We start from the raw sequence: 16,418 nt of genomic DNA, 5'->3' as shown, positions 1-16,418 counted from the left end.
CTTAAAAAAAGGGAGCCTATAGCTCCCTTCTATTCTAACAAGAGGAGCAACAACTAAGCTTCACCTTCAACTCGATTATGGCCACTCTGCTTCGCTATAAACAAATTCTCTAGCGCACGCCGAAGCATGCTATCAGGATCATCTTCAGGCCCATGTAATGCCGCCACACCGACACTCACCGTAAAATTAACATCACCTGCAGCATAAGGGATTTCCATCTCTTCCATAATCCGTCGAACACGCTGCCCTGCCGCCATACCTTGATCATGATTCGTTTCAGGCATAAACATAACAAATTGATCATCGCCGTAACGGGCTAAAAAATCAGATGTTCTTTTCATACTATGGACAGAGGTGACTAATTGCTGAAGAACTTGATCACCACAATCCCATGAGAAATTATCATTAAGATCACTGAAATTGTCTACATCAATTACCATCAAGCTACAGACCCAATCATAACGTTGCGCTTGCGCAACAGCCTGTTCTAAAACTGGCTTTAATGCTCTGCGATTATAGGCACCCGTCAATGGATCACGCTGAGCCTGACTGGTCACTTGGCGTTCCAAACGTCGTTTATCAGAGATATCTCTCAAGACCACAACAACTTCGTCATTAGCCGAAGAGCAACGTAACTCAATCCACTTAGTTTCATGTAAACCTTGTTCTCGCAGTACAGGCACATGCTCAGGACGAAGTTGGAAATCAACTTTGATCACCGTTGAGGTATCAATCGCTTTTACCGCTGCGGCAGTGATCTCACTATTGATATCTACGGGAAAAATATCTTCTAGTTTGCGCCCTGTAATGGCGTCTTTATCTAACCAGTCAGCAGCTCCCGTAGAACACGCCATGATCAGACCTGTAGGTTCTATCACCATAACAGCATCCGCTGTTGCTGTTAAAAGAGCATCATAACGTGCATGAATCTGTTTATCGGACATCCAATATTCTCCAACCAAACCAGACAATTAAAATCGGCATATCAAAAAGATAGCTGTTTGCCTCGCAAGGAACAACCCGTTTGATCAATTTTATGGCAATGTTATTAATTAATAAGCCATAGAACCCAACTTAAAGAATATGATAGTCCAACGGAGGAAAACCATTAAACTCTATAGAGCTATAGCTTGTCGTGTAAGCACCCGTTGAAAACCAATAGACGTAATCCCCTATTTCTAGTGATAGCGGCAACTCATACTTATGCTGCTCATACATAATATCGACACTATCGCAGGTTGGTCCGGCAAGAATAACTTCTTCGGCAGGCCCCTCCTTAGAGGTCGCTAGTGGATACTTGATCGCCTCGCCCAAGGTTTCAATTAAGCCATTAAACATACCTACATCTGTATAAACCCAACGTTCTAAAGCTGTACTCGATTTTCTAGAGATCAAAACAACTTCAGAAACAATAACACCCGCATCCCCGACTAAAGAGCGTCCAGGTTCGAGAATAACTCGAGGTAGGGTGTCAGGAAAATCTTCCGTCAGAAAGCGCTGTATCTCTTCTGCATAAGTGGAAAAGTCATTCGTTTTTTGAATATAGTTAGCTGGAAAGCCACCTCCCATATTAATCATTTCTAGATTAATACCATATTCAACACTCAAACGTTCATAAATGATTTTTACCTTCGCTATAGCCCCATCCCAAACATCAATATCTCTCTGCTGTGAACCGACATGAAATGAAACACCATAAGGCTGAAGTCCCAAGTCTCGCGCTAACACCGCTAACTCAATTGCCATTTCTGGATTACAGCCGAACTTACGGGAAAGAGGCCAATCAGCTCCTTCAGAACCATCCGTCAACACACGAATATAAATTTTTGACCCCGGCGCATTAAGCGCAATATTCCGTAAATCAGCTTCAGAATCGGTCGCATAAAGACGCACCCCTTTCTCAAAGAAGTATTTAACCGCTGAGGCTTTCTTTATTGTATTACCATAGCTCATGCGATCAGGAGAAACGCCCTGTTTAAGAACCTTATCAAGCTCCTGAGGTGAAGCTATATCAAAACTTGAACCTAACTCAGCCAACAACTGTATTACTTCATTAGCGGGATTCGCTTTGACCGCATAAAAGAGATCCGCGTCGGGAAAGCCCTGCTCCAATTCAACATAACGATTTTTAATAATAGAGAGGTCCAACGCCAAAAAAGGTGTAGGATGCTTTTCAGTTAATAACTTCAGACGCTCTGCAGCTGACTGGCTAAAATGCTCAGGTAAGTTCATGCGCAATGGCACCACAGAAATAGAGTTGATGATAAAAGTCCGCTAGACGAACCTAACAGTGAAATTTTGCGAAGTATAGTAAGGTTTAGATTAACAAGTCCAGCGTTATAAAATTACTTTTTCATCCTTTTAAAAGCCACCGTTTTGAGTAAGGGCGTTCTCTATTTCAGCAAAGCTTTTTGCTTCATACATTATGTCAAAACTAATTTTAAGTCTTCGGGAAATATCACTTGAAGAGATAATACCTCTAACTCGTAAAACACCTGCGGTACTTTCATCCATAACAACCACATGCTGATCACCCGAATCTTTCATTGTAAGCATCACATCACCTACACGAGCATCACAAAGTTGAGTATAGGTAAGTGTTTTAATGTTAAATTTACTTAGCATGATGTGTCTAACTTGTACCTGCTCCCTACTTACTTGGTTTTTCTGCATAAAGGCCATCACTTTTCGCCCTCCTGCATCACCAGCAGTAACAATTCCAGCAAAGGCATCTTTATTATCTAATACAAAAAGTAACCGTACATGCTGACTCTTCATATACTCAAGCGCCTCAATGATCGGCATTGATTCAGCAACAGTGACAGGCTTAATCTTAACAAAGTCAGTAAATACATCGAGTGCTGGGCTGTACAAATTAGTGGGGATCGCCTTATTGTCAGGCGACAGAATATAGTCAACCTCAGCGGCGTCAAACAGTCTTATGTTTTTGAATTCCTGAAGCATAACCCCCCCCTAACATCGTTTTAATTCAGGATAGTACAATTCAGAAAGTTTGCGCTAAAAGCGATAATTATTGATATAAGACATACGCCGTATAAAAACAAAAAAGCAGCGAATTGAAGTGACCCCATAAAGTTGGACACTTTTTTATTAGGCTGTTAATAAGGCCTGCTTGCGGTATTCAACCGGAGTCAGGCCTTTTAGTTTTACTTTAATACGTTTTGTATTGTAATACTCGATGTACTCGTCGATCTGATTTATCAGGTCGTCTGCATTCTTAAACTCTTGTTGATGATACATCTCTGTTTTGAGTACGGCGAAAAAGCTTTCGGCGGCCGCATTATCCAAACAGTTCCCTTTTCTTGACATACTCTGTGTAAGACCTCTCTCAGAAAGAATTTTCTGAGTCAGTGGATTTCGATACTGCCAACCCTGATCGCTGTGAAATATCGGACACTCACACTCTTTAAGCCCCTCAACGGCCTCCTCAAGCATATCTGTAACTAACGGTAAACGTGCAGACTTTGCTGTCCTATACGTCACTACTTCCCGATTAAACAGATCAATGATTGGAGACAGATAAATCTTTTGGCCTTTAACATTAAATTCTGTGACATCCGTTACCCATTTCTCATTAGGCTTCTGCGCATCAAAATTACGCTGCAGTACATGTGGTGCTCCTTTTCCTATATCGCCTTTATAGGACTGATAGCGCTTAGGACGAACGATCGACTTTAATTTCAGCGCCGTCATCAGACGCAGTACCGTCTTATGATTTAACCATATATCGAAAGCCCGTAATGCCAATAGAATCCGTCGGTAGCCATAACGTCCCTTGTGTTCATCAAAAATTTGACGAATCACTACTTTCTCTCGAGCGTAATTATCAGGCTTCTGCAGCGCCTGACACTGATAGTAAAAGACACTGCGTGATAACTCACACGCTTTCAAAAGAAGCGTCAGCTTAAATGTCGCCTTGAGTTCCTGAACGATTAACGCTTTCTCTTGGTTTGAGATTGTTTTTTCAGGTACAAGGCATCTAACTTTTTTAGAACAGCGTTCTCCGCTCTAAGGTATTCAAGCTCTTTTTGCATTTCCTCGGGCGTCATCTCACTAATTTTTGAGGACTGAGGGGGTGACGACTGTTGTGTCATAAACGTTTTTCCGCGTTTACTGGGTTCTAATCCCTTTATGCCTGAAGACCTATAGCGGCGCTGCCAAACATAGAGAGTACCAGGGGATACGAGATTGTAGTATGCGCTTGTATAACCTAAAGACCATTGCTCTGCCCACATTTTATTAAGCATGCGAAGTTTATCTTGTGCGCAACAAGGGGAGATGGGAGGTTGAAAAGCGGTCTCACCATGAAACCGGTAAACCTGAGTCCAGTAACGAATCAGAGAAGCGGGAACGTTTAGTTCAGCTCCCAATGATAGGGAAGATGTACCGTTAAGGTATTGTTTAGCTGCAGCAATTTTAAATGCTCTGCTGTACTTTGCCATAAAAACCCCCAGAGTTGGTTGTCCAACTATTGGGGGTCACTTCAGAATGCTGCTTTCTACTATGAGAAAAAATGCTTAGTATCCTAACTCACTGGGATCAATAACAACGCCTAATGAGCGCTTATCAATAAAGTTACCTTTACTGGTTTCCTTGTAACGAAAAGTGACTTTCTTACCTAAATCAATCTCCAACTCTTTATCTGAAGACATATAAGAGTACTTCTCACCATCAACAACAATATTATGAATATAATAAGGCGGCATACCAACCCACTCTGTATGAGGGCCGTCAGTTTCGACGCTTTCTAATACACCACGACCGGCTAGTTTTGGTGTTTTTTTGTAGCCGCCTTTGCGACCTTGAAAATTCCCAGCCATTAAGGCTCCTTGACAGTTTGAAGATAAAATAGAAAAACGCTGTCGTGTAATTGTAGCGTCCCTCGATGCTGAGTAAAACGGTATAGCTAAATTCATTCAAAAAAACTGTTAGAATATGGACATAAAATCAACAATGCGATCAATATGCCATCACTGCCAATTCAAGCTGTTATTACCTCACTAAAAGCTGCACTCAGTATGCATGATGAAGCCATACTTGAAGCTCCTCCCGGTGCAGGTAAAACAACTCAAGTCCCTTTATCTCTACTTAATGAGCCTTGGTTACAAACACAGAAAATACTGATGTTAGAACCTAGACGTTTAGCAGCAAAAAATGCCGCATCACGCATGGCTAATCTGCTCAACGAACAAGTGGGGGAAACGATTGGTTACCGTATTAGATTAGAACAAAAAATCAGTGCTAAAACGCGCATTGAAATCGTAACCGAAGGCATACTCACCCGCTTGCTCCAAACAGATCCAAGTTTAGAAGGTTATGGCCTCATTATTTTCGATGAATTTCACGAACGTAGCCTAGACGCTGATTTAGGTTTGGCATTATGCCAAGAAGCACGCACTATTTTTCGGGATGACACACCGCTTAAACTACTTATTATGTCAGCAACCCTTAATGGAGACGCTATTACGAAATTGCTCAACAATGCTCCCCTCATTCAAAGTGAAGGGCGATCCTATCCTGTTTCATTTATTTACACAGGAAAAGCAAAACAGGGAACTTGGTTAGAGCAACATGTAGTTAATACCCTAATAGACGCAATCACCACACAAGAAGGCAGTATTTTATGCTTTCTACCAGGTATCCGAGAGATAAGACAGGTCGAAAACCTTTTAATAGACGCTTTACAAGCTCAGACACTTGATCAAGTTATTATTGCACCGCTGTACGGAGATCTTAAATTAGAACAACAGCAACAAGCGATCAACCCTGCTCCTATAGGTAAACGAAAGGTTGTGCTCGCCACAAGTATCGCAGAAACCAGTTTAACGATCGAAGGCGTGACCGTTGTTATAGATAGTGGCCTCAGCCGTGAAGCAAAATACAATCCTAATACGGCAATGACGACACTCTTTACTCGACCGGTTTCCAAAGCTGCAGCTACACAACGGGCAGGCCGCGCAGGTCGACTAGCCCCCGGAATCTGCTATCGTTTGTGGAGCGAATCGGAACATGCGCAACTAAGTTCCTTTAGTACACCGGATATTCTACAAGCAGACCTAACAGGCTTAGCCCTGCAGCTCGCTAGCTGGGGAATAGACGACCCAGAAACCCTCTCTTGGTTAGACCAACCACCCGCAGGTGCCTACCAACAAGCCAAAGCGCTATTAGCACAACTAGGCGCATTTAATAGCAGTGGGCATCTATCCAAACATGGAGAGTTAATGGCTTCCTTACCGGCACATCCGCGTATTAGTCATATGCTGATAAGAGGAGCGCAAATAGGATTAGTCGAGAAAGCTTGTTTTATTGCTGCTCTACTTATGGAGAAAGACCCTTTTCGCGATTCAGGGGCAGATATTAATATCCGATTAGACTGGCTTACAGAAAAACCTAAGCAACATAAAACATTATGGCAACGCTTACATAAACAGGCAAAACACTATTTAAAACTGTGCCAATCGTTCTCCTCTGAACAAACCAATACCCATATAAAATCAGAACAACAAGCCGGTTTACTCTTAGCCTTCGCCTACCCAGACCGCGTGGCTAAACAACGCAGCAAAGGAAGCTCCACTTACAAGCTCAGTAATGGCAGAGCTGCTAGCTTATTTAAAGCCGATAATTTAGCCACCAGCCAATGGATTACTGCCGGTATAGTTATAGGGAAGGAGAGTTCCTCAACTGACTTTATCCCCCTTGCAGGAATATTAAACCCTACACATATAGAGCAGTATTTAACTGACTCAACCTCAGTTAATGAAGTAATCCGATGGGATTCAAATAGAATTATTGCTGAAAAACAGCTCAGCATTGGCCAGATTATTGTAAAAAAGGAGCCCCTTAAGTCACCATCAAAAGAGGCTATAATCAATGCAACATTGAGTTATATACGCCAACAAGGCATCAACATTTTACCTTGGAATAACGAACTTAATCAGTGGCGTGACCGAGTAAACTTTCTCTATCGCAGCAACACAGATAATTCCAAACAAGGGGGGCTGGAACACAATTGGCCAAACTTGACCGATCAGTGGTTACTTGAGAATTTAGAAATATGGTTAGCGCCGTTTCTAAATAATATTTCCCGCCTAAGCGACCTTAAGCAATTAGATTTAAAAAATATTCTTCTTGCACTACTACCTTGGCCATTACCTCAGCAGCTTGATGAACTCGCACCTGAACGGTATCGCGTTCCCTCCGGCTCTAATATCAAAATCGACTATTCTCAAACACCACCAGTACTGGCTGTAAAACTACAGGAGATGTTTGGCTGCGAGACAACACCAACGATTGCTCATAACACAGCTCTGCAACTGCACTTATTATCACCTGCACAACGGCCTCTGCAAGTAACACAAGATCTGAAAAGTTTCTGGAGCAACGCCTATAGTGAGGTACAAAAAGATATGAAAGGACGCTACCCTAAGCACCCTTGGCCAGATAACCCCTTACAAGCGTTACCTACTGCAAAAACAAAAAAGAAAACGACATAAAAAAAGCTAGCAAGAGCTAGCTTCTTTTATTAAAAGCATTCCTCAAATTACTCGTGAGTAATAACTGCTACTCGTATAGCATCCATTTTCAAAGCACCTTCCTGTAGCGCATCCACAAGATGAGCTGTCAATTGATCATGTGCTTCAAGCTCTTCCTGACGAATATTTGGATTCACTTTAGCCAGAGCAACAAGACGATCTTTCTCTGCACGTTGCTGTCGTTTTAACATCTCAAGCGCATCAGTCATTAACTGCTCGCCCTTTTCTTCCACTTGTGTCTCAAGTTTAGCAACCAAAGCACTAATATCTTCGCGGGTATGCTTAACCAAATTATACGCCACATTTTTACCAACTCGCTTACCTAAGCTAGCAAAATGTTGCTCCGTAATAACATCGGTCAAATCATTACCATTACTATCTATCACACGACGTACACAAGCCTCTGATAGGTAACGTTGTAACTGTAATGATTTATCTGAGATACAATGTACTCGGAAGACCGCTTCAATTAATAAACTACCCGCTTTAAGCGGCAAGAGTTTCATCGTACAAAGCGTTGAGCTTCCGTAACTTCCTTCAAGCATCATCTCCATTGCACCGGAAACCATTGGGTGCTCCCAACTTAGGAAATGCATATCTTCACGGGATAGCGCTTCATTACGCTGAAATGTCGCTGTCATACCATCAGAAGGCAAACCTGGAAAATGACTGCTGAGCATATGATCACCTGGATGGAGGATGACACCATTGATGCCTGTGCTCTCCTGCTCTACGCCAAAATGATCAAACACGCGGCCCATATAGGATGACAAAGTTCCAGGCTGACTATCCTCTTCAACAGCATCCAGCAAAGCTTCAGCCACCGATGTATTACAGGAGTTTAACTCCAGAAGTCGATCTCTCCCCTGTTGTAGCTCTTCAAGTAATGCCTGCTGGCTATGAGAAGTTTCTTCAATTAAGCGATCAATGCCCGCTTGATCCTCTGTATTTTCCATACAGTAGTGAAGATCAGACGCAAACTGCTGCATTAAGCTTTGTCCGGTAGGACAAACCTGCTCAAAAGCACCTAGCCCTTCAGCATACCAACGCAATAGAACCTCTTGGGAGCTATCCGCAAAATAAGGCACATGAATATTAACGTCTTTAAGCTGTCCTATACGATCTAAACGCCCAATACGTTGTTCAAGAAGGTCGGGGTTCATCGGAAGATCAAACATCACCATATGATGAGCAAACTGGAAGTTACGGCCTTCACTACCAATTTCTGAACAGATCAGCAGCTGCGCCCCTTGTTCACTATCGGCAAAGTAAGCGGCAGCTCTATCACGCTCAACAAGACTCATACTTTCATGGAAAAGTGCTGTTCGTCGTCCTTCAAATAAACGCAACTGCTTTTCCAACGCTATCGCCGTTTGCGCATGGGCACAGATAACGAGTATCTTCTCGCCTTTGTAATCATCTAGCCATTTGATCAACCAGTCCGCGCGGTTATCTTCTAACAACCATGCGGAGCCCTGCCCATCAGCAATAAGCGTTTCAGGATGTAAGCGGCGTTCCATCGATGTCGAATCAATAACATCTGCATAGGCTTGTGGTAACGACAAAGGATAAATATGTAACTTACGCTGCGGGAAGCCTTGAACACTTTCACGGGTATTACGGAACAAGACACGCCCTGTGCCATGCTGATCTAATAGCGCTCGGACTGTTTTATCGATTAATTCTGCCCGTTCCTCACTATCATCATCTTTATGTTGAGCAAGTAGGTCAGCAATATCATCGCCCAAATACTTATTCAGCAGTGCAATCAATACTTGATCTTGTAACGCATCATGCCAACTATCGGGAGCCTGTAGGGTCTCAATTAATTGGTTAACACATTTAAAGTCCTGCTCTTCTATGATGAATTTTTCTAAATCGTAATAACGATCGGGATCAAGAAGACGTAAACGTGCAAAATGACTTTCAATACCTAACTGCTCAGGCGTAGCTGTCAGCAACAATAAACCTTTAACTTTAAGCGCTAAAGATTCGATACAGCGATAGGAATGACTTGCCCCCTCTTCGCTCCATCCTAAATGATGTGCTTCATCCACCACCATTAGATCCCAACCCGCTTGGACGGCTTGATCTAAATATTTTTCATCGCGAGTAAATAAAGAGAGTGGGCTTAAAACAAGCTGAGCATCCTCAAACGGATTACCTTCACTATCTAAACAGCGCCCTTCATCCAAAATAGAAAAGTGTAGATTAAAGCGGCGCAGCATCTCCACTAGCCACTGATGAATCAAGCTATCCGGTACAATAATAAGGATACGGCTAGCCAGCCCTGTTACAAGCTGTTGATGAATGATCAAGCCCGCTTCAATAGTTTTCCCTAAACCAACCTCATCCGCCAACAGAACCCTAGGCGCTATTCGCTGACCCACTTCAGAGGCGATATAAAATTGATGGGGCAAGTATTGAACCCGCGGCCCCAATAAACCATAAGCAGCGGATTGCTGATGATTATGCTGATGCTTTAAGGTTTCTAATCTTAATTCGTAATGACGCAGTTTATCTATCTGGCCTGCAAACAATCGTTCGTAAGGTTTACTAAAGTGAACTGAACTTTCAAGGGAGGCTTCATGAATAATTTGCTCATCCCCGTTTTCATCATCCCCAAAGTAGATAACACAACCTTTACTCTCTTCATGCTGTGTGACAATGATTGAAACGCCGTTATCATCCGTGATTTGATCGCCTATAGGGTAAACAATACGGCTCAGAGGAGCATTGTTTTGTGCATAGGTACGTTCTTCTCCTGTGGCAGGAAATAAAATATCTACACGTCGATCTACCAGTTCGGTGACTACACCTAAACCTAACTCTGCTTCTGTGTAACTATACCAACGCTGGCCAATCTGAAAATCTTCGGTCATGATAAATCGCTTTCTAGGAACTATAAAAATAGGTGGGCATAATAGGCAGTTACGCTTACGAAAGCCAATCTGTTTAGTACATATTAGTCAGGGTTATACTCTAAACCAATATTCTAGGCCCATTTAAAGAGGACTCATGATAAATTTACGCTCAATTAACCTACTACTATTTTTGATCCTTATTCTACAGGGCTGTAGCTCTTATTCCACTCGGACCCCAACGGCAAGCGTTAATATTCAACCTCAATCGCCCGTTGCTAGTGCCCTTTTAAGTCAACATAAAAGCTGGAAAGGCACCCCCTATCGCTGGGGCGGCCAATCACGTCAAGGGGTTGATTGCTCGGCCTTTACCCAACTTACCTATAAAACAATTTTTGAACAGCATTTACCTAGAACGACAATTGCACAAGTAAATAGTGGCATAAAGGTTAAACAACATCAGCTAATTCCCGGCGACCTTGTATTTTTTAAACTAGGCGGTAATACACAACGTCATGTAGGCGTCTATGTAGAACAGGGCATTTTTCTTCATGCGTCCACCAGCCAAGGCGTGACATTAAGCCGGTTAGATAACCCCTACTGGAAACAACATTACTGGACGGCAGTTCGCCCCAAAAGATAATACAAATCTTTTAACTACTTCAAAAAATTGACGAAAAGATCATTCCTACCGCAGATCATGATCTCTATATTTTGTGAAAGCCCTCCCATCTAATAACAGATGGGGAAACCCTCTCACTCGACCCTTTTATCAAAGAATAAAAAATTATTCTTATAGCCTTACTTTTATGTAGTCTAAAATAGCCCGCGCACCAATAATCAATAAATGCAATTACAATAATAAAAGGCGACCTAGGATGAAGGGATGAAGAGTTGCGAGAAGTATTTAGAAACCATTAAAAATAGCCAAGGCTATCCGTCCCCCGAACAATTAAATGAATTAGGTAAAGAAGGAGTTAAACCTTGGTGCGATATGTGCGAACAGTTACTGGCAGATAATTATCAAATCAGTAAAACCTGCGACGCACCCCGCCAGTTATTCGACAGTAGGCACTTCAGCACAAAAAACGGGCAGGTTCCTTTTACCCGATTTGACGTATAAATGACAAACGTTATAGATCCACCAACAATGAAACTTTCTCAACGATATGTTTACCTATAGGAATAGCTGAAGTAGCTGCTGGAGAAGGAGCGTTACAAACGGCGAGTGAACGGCTTGTATTCATAAACAAGAAATCGTCTATAACATCGCCATTTTTTGCAACAGCTTGCGCACGAATCCCCGCAGGATAAGCCTCTAGGTCATTCACGGTTAGCTCTGGACAATATTTCTGGACTAAACGTAGGTAACCTTTTTTAGAGATGGAGTTTTTCAGCTCTGAAAGACTCGCTCTGAAATGCTTAAACAGTAACTTGATCATTCCTGGATAAGTCAGCATCTGGAAACTATCTTTCAAGCTTATATCGGTTTTTTTATACCCTTCCCGCTTAAAGGCTAACACTGCATTTGGCCCTACAGTTACAGATCCATCAATCATTCGTGTTAAATGGACACCTAAAAAAGGTAGATCGGGGTTAGGGATTGGATAGATTAAGTGATTTACGATCTGGTTATGTTTAGGCGACAGCTGATAATACTCACCTCTAAATGGAATAATTCGAAAATCAGGCTCTAACCCCATCATTTCAACGACTCTATCAGAATGTAAGCCTGCACACGCCACTAAATAGCGACTATGGAAGCGTTTACCTTCCGTATAAACCGTCACACGATCTGCAAACTCTTCGATCCCAGTCACTACCGTATTAAAGCGAACCTGGCCACCTGCTGACTCTACAAGCTCCCCCATCCGCTGAGTAATCTGGGTATAGTTCACAATCCCCGTTGAGGGTACAAATATCGCACCTACGCCCTGAATATGGGGTTCTTTAGTTTTCAGCGCTTGCTGATCTAGCACCTCAATCTCAATACCATTGTCAGCACAACGAGTGATCAGCGCTTGCATTCTTTCCAATTCAGCTTGGTCTGTAGCAACTAGTAATTTTCCGCACTGGTCAAAAGGAATATCGTTCTCAAGGCAAAAAGCCTTAGTCGCTTGATTTCCTTCCTTACAAAATTTAGCTTTCAAACTACCCGGTTTATAATAAACACCGGCATGAATCACACCTGAGTTATGTCCCGTTTGATGCTGTGCAGCACTAGATTCTTTTTCTAGAACAAGAACAGATTTGCCAGGATACTTTTGCTGTAACTGCCATGCAGTTGACATGCCTAAAATCCCACCACCAATGACAATAAAATCATAAATTTCTTGTTCTGAACCTAGTGCCACAAGACCTCCTGCCATTAAACCAAATAATTAAACTAATTAATTAATCAAGTACCTACACTGCTTGAAGAGCATCTTTATCCGCTTTTCGACTAAACATAAAGATTATGATAAAAACGGCTCCCCCAGCCAAACTTACCAATACTTGATCGTGGGGCCATAACAGAGTGATAGCACATACGCCGCATAACGCCCGCATCACTATATTCAACGGTCCTTCTAGATAGCCTTCCATGAAACCAACAAAAGCATATAGACCAAAGACCGCAAATACAAATATGCTTAACACCTCCGCTGTAGTGCCACCAATAAAATTGGTATAAGCAAAAAGCAAAGGAACTACATACAAACCTTTAGCAATCTTCCATGCAGTAAAACCTGTCGCCATTGGCGGTGTTTTAGCGATCGCAGCCGCGGCAAAAGCGGTTAAACAGACGGGTGGAGTTACATTGGAATCCTGAGATAACCAGAAAATAATCATATGAGCAGACAACAAAATCATTGCTAAGGCTTCAGGAGCCAACGCCTGATCTAATAACTGACCTTTAAAATCAGCAGGCACAGAACTCAATAAAGCCTTAGCATCTACCTCACTCATCGGTGCCGATAATAAACTCACCTTCTCCATATCAATTAGCATAAATATGGTTTTAGCCGCATCAGGTAGCGTGCCGGTGACGATCAAATCCAACAAACGGCTTTCGGCCATTAATCCATAAAGTGCCGGCGCTGAAAGCGTTGCCAAAACAATATAAGCAGCCGTCACAGGCAGTCCCATACCTAAGATTAGTGAGGCTAGTGCGATCAAAACTAAAGTGATTAATAAGCTCCCCCCTGCCCATTCAGTCACCATAAGTGAGAAGGTATTCCCGATCCCCGTCATTGCAACCACATTAACAACTAAGCCTACAGAGATAAGCAACATCGCTGTGGTCGCCATATTCCGCGAACCTTGAGCAAGAGAATCAAGAATCTCTTTAACTCCCATAGGATGCTTAGATAACCAGGATGAAACCACTACTGATATAATTGAAATGCCAGCGGCATAAGTGGGTGTGAATCCATAGATAAGTAAGGACACTAATACCACCAGAGGCAGTAAGAAATGCCAGCCCCCCTTAAATACTTCACCTAAAGTGCGAGTATCTATTTCGACAGCATGGGCATGACTACGTTTAGCTTCGACACGAACAAAGAAGCCAACCGAGAGAAAGTACAACAATGCAGGTAAAGCCGCGATGGCAATAATATCGAGATAAGAGATTTGCGTATAGGATGCCATGATAAACGCGCCCGCCCCCATAACGGGAGGCATTAGCTGTCCACCTGTTGATGCAGCCGCTTCTACACCCGCTGAAAAACGCGCGGGGAAGCCTGCTTTTCGCATTAATGGAATGGTAATCACACCAGTGGACACTGTGTTAGCAACTGATGATCCAGAAACGGAACCCATCAAACCAGACCCTAGTACAGCAACAAAGCCTGGCCCGCCAACAAAACGGCCCGCAGCGCAACGGGAGAGATCAATAATAAAATCGCCAGCACCTGACTTAACTAAAAAGGCACCAAATAAGATAAACATGAAAACATAGGTCCAAGATATGCGAGCTATCTGGCCAAACATACCTTCAGACGAAAAATAGGAACGGTAGAGCAAGGTTTCTAAACTAAGGCCAGCAAAACCGAACATACCATCAATGTATTGACCCCACCAAAAAACATAGGTCAAAGCCACTAAAATCATTGATGGAATAAACCAACCTGTTGTTCTTCGCGCCATTTCCAAAGCGATAAAGATAGCGCTTATAGAAAAGACCCAGTCCCATTGGACAAACTTAACCCCTCTATCATAGAGAGCATCTTCAAAACCAATTAAATACAACGCACAAGCAACTGCCGCAACACCAAGTAAAAGATCCAATATTAAAGCGACTTTCTGCTTAGCTACATTCGAGGAATTAAAGACAGGAACCATCAAAGCGCACAAAAATGCAAAGCCACTAAAGTGAACGGCGGCAACATAAAGCTCAGACCAAGTACCTAATGTGTTGAAATAGATATGCGTCAACGCAAAAGCGACACCTACCCAATAAATAATTTTTCCAGTGACAGAGTTCTCAGGACGCTGCGTAAGCTCTAACCCTTTGAGTTTTTCTCTAATATCTTCTTGATCATTTACGTTCGCTTCAGTCGCCATAATTCTAATCGCTCAAACAAATTCGATGCGCAAAAACCCCATAACCTCAGATTACATTTCTGAAGAATGATGGTAACAATTGCTGGAGTATTTATAAAAAAATAGGTAGTGCAAACTTAACCTCGCTGGTAGCTAAGTTTGCACCGGTCTGAACACTTCAAACCAAAAGTAGGAGGAGAGCTGTAATAATAGACAACCCACTAAATTAATAGTTCCCTCCCAATCAACTTATTTAGCAATCAAGTGATCAGGTATCTCTATACCCATCTCTTTGTAGTAGCGCGCAGCACCTGCATGAAGAGGCACAGGCAAACCGGCGATAGATTTTTCTAACGACATTGCTTTAGTCGCTTTATGAATACCATTTAAGAATGCGAGATTTTCATAAACTGTTTTAGTCAGCAAATAAACATCTTCTTCCGAAACATCATCACGTACTGCCAAAAAGTTTGGCTGAGCCATGGTATTGATATCTTTGCTTTGACCTGGGTAAGTATTAGCGGGGATATGATATGGCGTCCACAGCTTATAATTACCGTTTGCCTGTTTAATCTGCTCATCGGTAAAATTAAGTACCGTAATGTCGCTACCTAACGCCGCGTAAGCACGAGTAATCGCTGATGTAGGCACACCCGATGGGATATTCATCCCTTCAATCGTACCGTTTTGCAATGCATCTGCTGACGCACCGTAACCCATATACGCAAGATTAAACCCATCAGCATCAATGTTTAAGTTGCCTAAAATTGTTCTACCAGAACCTTCAGTACCAGAGTTCTTTTTACCTATAGAAAACTTTTTACCCGCTAATGCATTCATATCTGCAATCGTGCCAGTTTTCGTATGATCAGTTTTCATAACAAACTGCTCTACATTCTGCCAAAGCATAGTAACTGAACGTAAATTTTTCTGAGGACCCGCTTCTTTAAGACGGCCTTCGCCATTCCAAGCCCAAGCACCATATAAACCCTGCAGGATAGCAAACTGAGCTTCGTTTTCGCCCAATAACTTAATGTTCTCACCTGAACCTGCTGAGTTAATCGCAGACATGGAGATCTTATGTGATGGCTCAAGTTTAATTTTAGTCAACGTTGCAAGCGCAACACCTACCGGATAATAAGTTCCACCTGTTGATGCTGTTGCCAATATATAAGAGCGTCTCTCATCAGCAGCCTGTACTAAGCCTGCTGTTCCTACTGCAGTGCTCGCTGCAAGCGCTAAGCCCATACCCTTGATAAAAGTACGTTTTGTTATTGTCATCCTGTAACCCTTCTTCATTTGGTGTTTTATTATTAAATCTATTGCACGATTTATAACAAGCAAGCATAATGCCACCTTAAAAAACAAAATATTTACCATAACTTTCAATAAGTTAATAATCATTAACATTAAGAGCAATTAAAATAGGCAAAATTACGCTTATCAAAATCAAGCTATATAAGCAAAAAATAGCTTA

13 protein-coding genes are annotated in these 16,418 nt (G+C 42.3%); 3 read left to right on the top strand and 10 right to left on the bottom strand.

Going from position 1 to position 16,418, the window contains the following annotated elements; genetic code table 11:
• Positions 1-53: 53 nt before the first annotated feature.
• The 6 genes from ACOQOE_RS08225 to ACOQOE_RS08200 all read right to left on the bottom strand — a co-directional run bounded on the left by ACOQOE_RS08225 (position 54) and on the right by ACOQOE_RS08200 (position 4,841).
• On the bottom strand, positions 54-944 hold the full coding sequence (locus ACOQOE_RS08225) for a diguanylate cyclase (protein ID WP_420555408.1): 891 nt from the start codon (positions 942-944) through the stop codon (positions 54-56).
• Between the two features lie 130 nt (positions 945-1,074).
• The gene (locus ACOQOE_RS08220; protein WP_156473702.1) at positions 1,075-2,232 is read right to left on the bottom strand and encodes a type III PLP-dependent enzyme; all 1,158 of its coding nucleotides are present in this window, start codon (positions 2,230-2,232) and stop codon (positions 1,075-1,077) included.
• A 129-nt stretch (positions 2,233-2,361) separates the two neighbouring features.
• Positions 2,362-2,964: a CBS domain-containing protein gene (locus tag ACOQOE_RS08215; RefSeq protein ID WP_420555407.1), complete on the bottom strand. Its 603-nt coding sequence runs from the start codon at positions 2,962-2,964 to the stop codon at positions 2,362-2,364.
• 147 nt (positions 2,965-3,111) lie between these two features.
• Positions 3,112-3,954: an IS3 family transposase gene (locus tag ACOQOE_RS08210; protein ID WP_420555454.1), complete on the bottom strand. Its 843-nt coding sequence runs from the start codon at positions 3,952-3,954 to the stop codon at positions 3,112-3,114.
• The gene (locus ACOQOE_RS08205) at positions 3,954-4,463 is read right to left on the bottom strand and encodes a helix-turn-helix domain-containing protein (protein ID WP_420555406.1); all 510 of its coding nucleotides are present in this window, start codon (positions 4,461-4,463) and stop codon (positions 3,954-3,956) included. The genes ACOQOE_RS08210 and ACOQOE_RS08205 overlap by 1 nt, the downstream gene beginning before the upstream one ends.
• A 75-nt stretch (positions 4,464-4,538) precedes the next feature.
• Positions 4,539-4,841, bottom strand: coding sequence for a hypothetical protein (locus ACOQOE_RS08200; protein WP_067867055.1), 303 nt, complete (start codon positions 4,839-4,841; stop codon positions 4,539-4,541).
• A gap of 144 nt (positions 4,842-4,985) precedes the next feature.
• On the opposite strand from ACOQOE_RS08200, the gene hrpB reads away from it, so the two are divergent.
• A complete protein-coding gene (gene hrpB, locus ACOQOE_RS08195) occupies positions 4,986-7,514 on the top strand; it encodes an ATP-dependent helicase HrpB (RefSeq protein ID WP_420555405.1) in 2,529 nt (842 codons plus the stop codon).
• A 47-nt stretch (positions 7,515-7,561) separates the two neighbouring features.
• Here hrpB and rapA read toward each other — a convergent pair whose 3' ends face one another.
• Positions 7,562-10,435, bottom strand: coding sequence for an RNA polymerase-associated protein RapA (gene rapA / locus ACOQOE_RS08190; RefSeq protein ID WP_067867050.1), 2,874 nt, complete (start codon positions 10,433-10,435; stop codon positions 7,562-7,564).
• A gap of 136 nt (positions 10,436-10,571) precedes the next feature.
• Here rapA and ACOQOE_RS08185 point away from each other — a divergent pair, with 136 nt between their 5' ends.
• On the top strand, positions 10,572-11,057 hold the full coding sequence (locus tag ACOQOE_RS08185) for a C40 family peptidase (RefSeq protein WP_420555404.1): 486 nt from the start codon (positions 10,572-10,574) through the stop codon (positions 11,055-11,057).
• A 243-nt stretch (positions 11,058-11,300) separates the two neighbouring features.
• Positions 11,301-11,537: a hypothetical protein gene (locus tag ACOQOE_RS08180; RefSeq protein ID WP_067867046.1), complete on the top strand. Its 237-nt coding sequence runs from the start codon at positions 11,301-11,303 to the stop codon at positions 11,535-11,537.
• Positions 11,538-11,547: 10 nt separating this feature from the next.
• On the opposite strand, the gene lhgO is transcribed toward ACOQOE_RS08180, so the two are convergent.
• From lhgO to ACOQOE_RS08165, 3 genes are all read right to left on the bottom strand, one after another.
• The gene (gene lhgO / locus ACOQOE_RS08175) at positions 11,548-12,744 is read right to left on the bottom strand and encodes an L-2-hydroxyglutarate oxidase (RefSeq protein WP_067867094.1); all 1,197 of its coding nucleotides are present in this window, start codon (positions 12,742-12,744) and stop codon (positions 11,548-11,550) included.
• A 76-nt stretch (positions 12,745-12,820) separates the two neighbouring features.
• Complete coding sequence (locus ACOQOE_RS08170; RefSeq protein WP_067867044.1) at positions 12,821-14,962, bottom strand: TRAP transporter permease; 2,142 nt, start codon at positions 14,960-14,962, stop codon at positions 12,821-12,823.
• A gap of 228 nt (positions 14,963-15,190) precedes the next feature.
• A complete protein-coding gene (locus ACOQOE_RS08165; protein ID WP_067867092.1) occupies positions 15,191-16,222 on the bottom strand; it encodes a TAXI family TRAP transporter solute-binding subunit in 1,032 nt (343 codons plus the stop codon).
• Positions 16,223-16,418 lie beyond the last annotated feature (196 nt).

It is taken from the genome of Neptuniibacter marinus, from assembly GCF_965223595.1.
GTDB lineage: Bacteria > Pseudomonadota > Gammaproteobacteria > Pseudomonadales > Balneatricaceae > Neptuniibacter > Neptuniibacter marinus.
Note: the sequence above shows the minus strand (reverse complement) of the source record. Positions and strands in the feature narration are given on the sequence as shown.

Bases quoted from the DNA above. Each gene is read 5' to 3' on its own strand.
- ACOQOE_RS08200 (WP_067867055.1), bottom strand. From the start codon at position 4,841: ATGGCTGGGAATTTTCAAGGTCGCAAAGGCGGCTACAAAAAAACACCA.
- ACOQOE_RS08165 (WP_067867092.1), bottom strand. From the start codon at position 16,222: ATGACAATAACAAAACGTACTTTTATCAAGGGTATGGGCTTAGCGCTT.
- ACOQOE_RS08170 (WP_067867044.1), bottom strand. From the start codon at position 14,962: ATGGCGACTGAAGCGAACGTAAATGATCAAGAAGATATTAGAGAAAAA.
- ACOQOE_RS08205 (WP_420555406.1), bottom strand. From the start codon at position 4,463: ATGGCAAAGTACAGCAGAGCATTTAAAATTGCTGCAGCTAAACAATAC.
- ACOQOE_RS08225 (WP_420555408.1), bottom strand. From the start codon at position 944: ATGTCCGATAAACAGATTCATGCACGTTATGATGCTCTTTTAACAGCA.
- ACOQOE_RS08215 (WP_420555407.1), bottom strand. From the start codon at position 2,964: ATGCTTCAGGAATTCAAAAACATAAGACTGTTTGACGCCGCTGAGGTT.
- hrpB (WP_420555405.1), top strand. From the start codon at position 4,986: ATGCCATCACTGCCAATTCAAGCTGTTATTACCTCACTAAAAGCTGCA.
- ACOQOE_RS08180 (WP_067867046.1), top strand. From the start codon at position 11,301: ATGAAGAGTTGCGAGAAGTATTTAGAAACCATTAAAAATAGCCAAGGC.
- ACOQOE_RS08220 (WP_156473702.1), bottom strand. From the start codon at position 2,232: ATGAACTTACCTGAGCATTTTAGCCAGTCAGCTGCAGAGCGTCTGAAG.
- ACOQOE_RS08185 (WP_420555404.1), top strand. From the start codon at position 10,572: ATGATAAATTTACGCTCAATTAACCTACTACTATTTTTGATCCTTATT.
- rapA (WP_067867050.1), bottom strand. From the start codon at position 10,435: ATGACCGAAGATTTTCAGATTGGCCAGCGTTGGTATAGTTACACAGAA.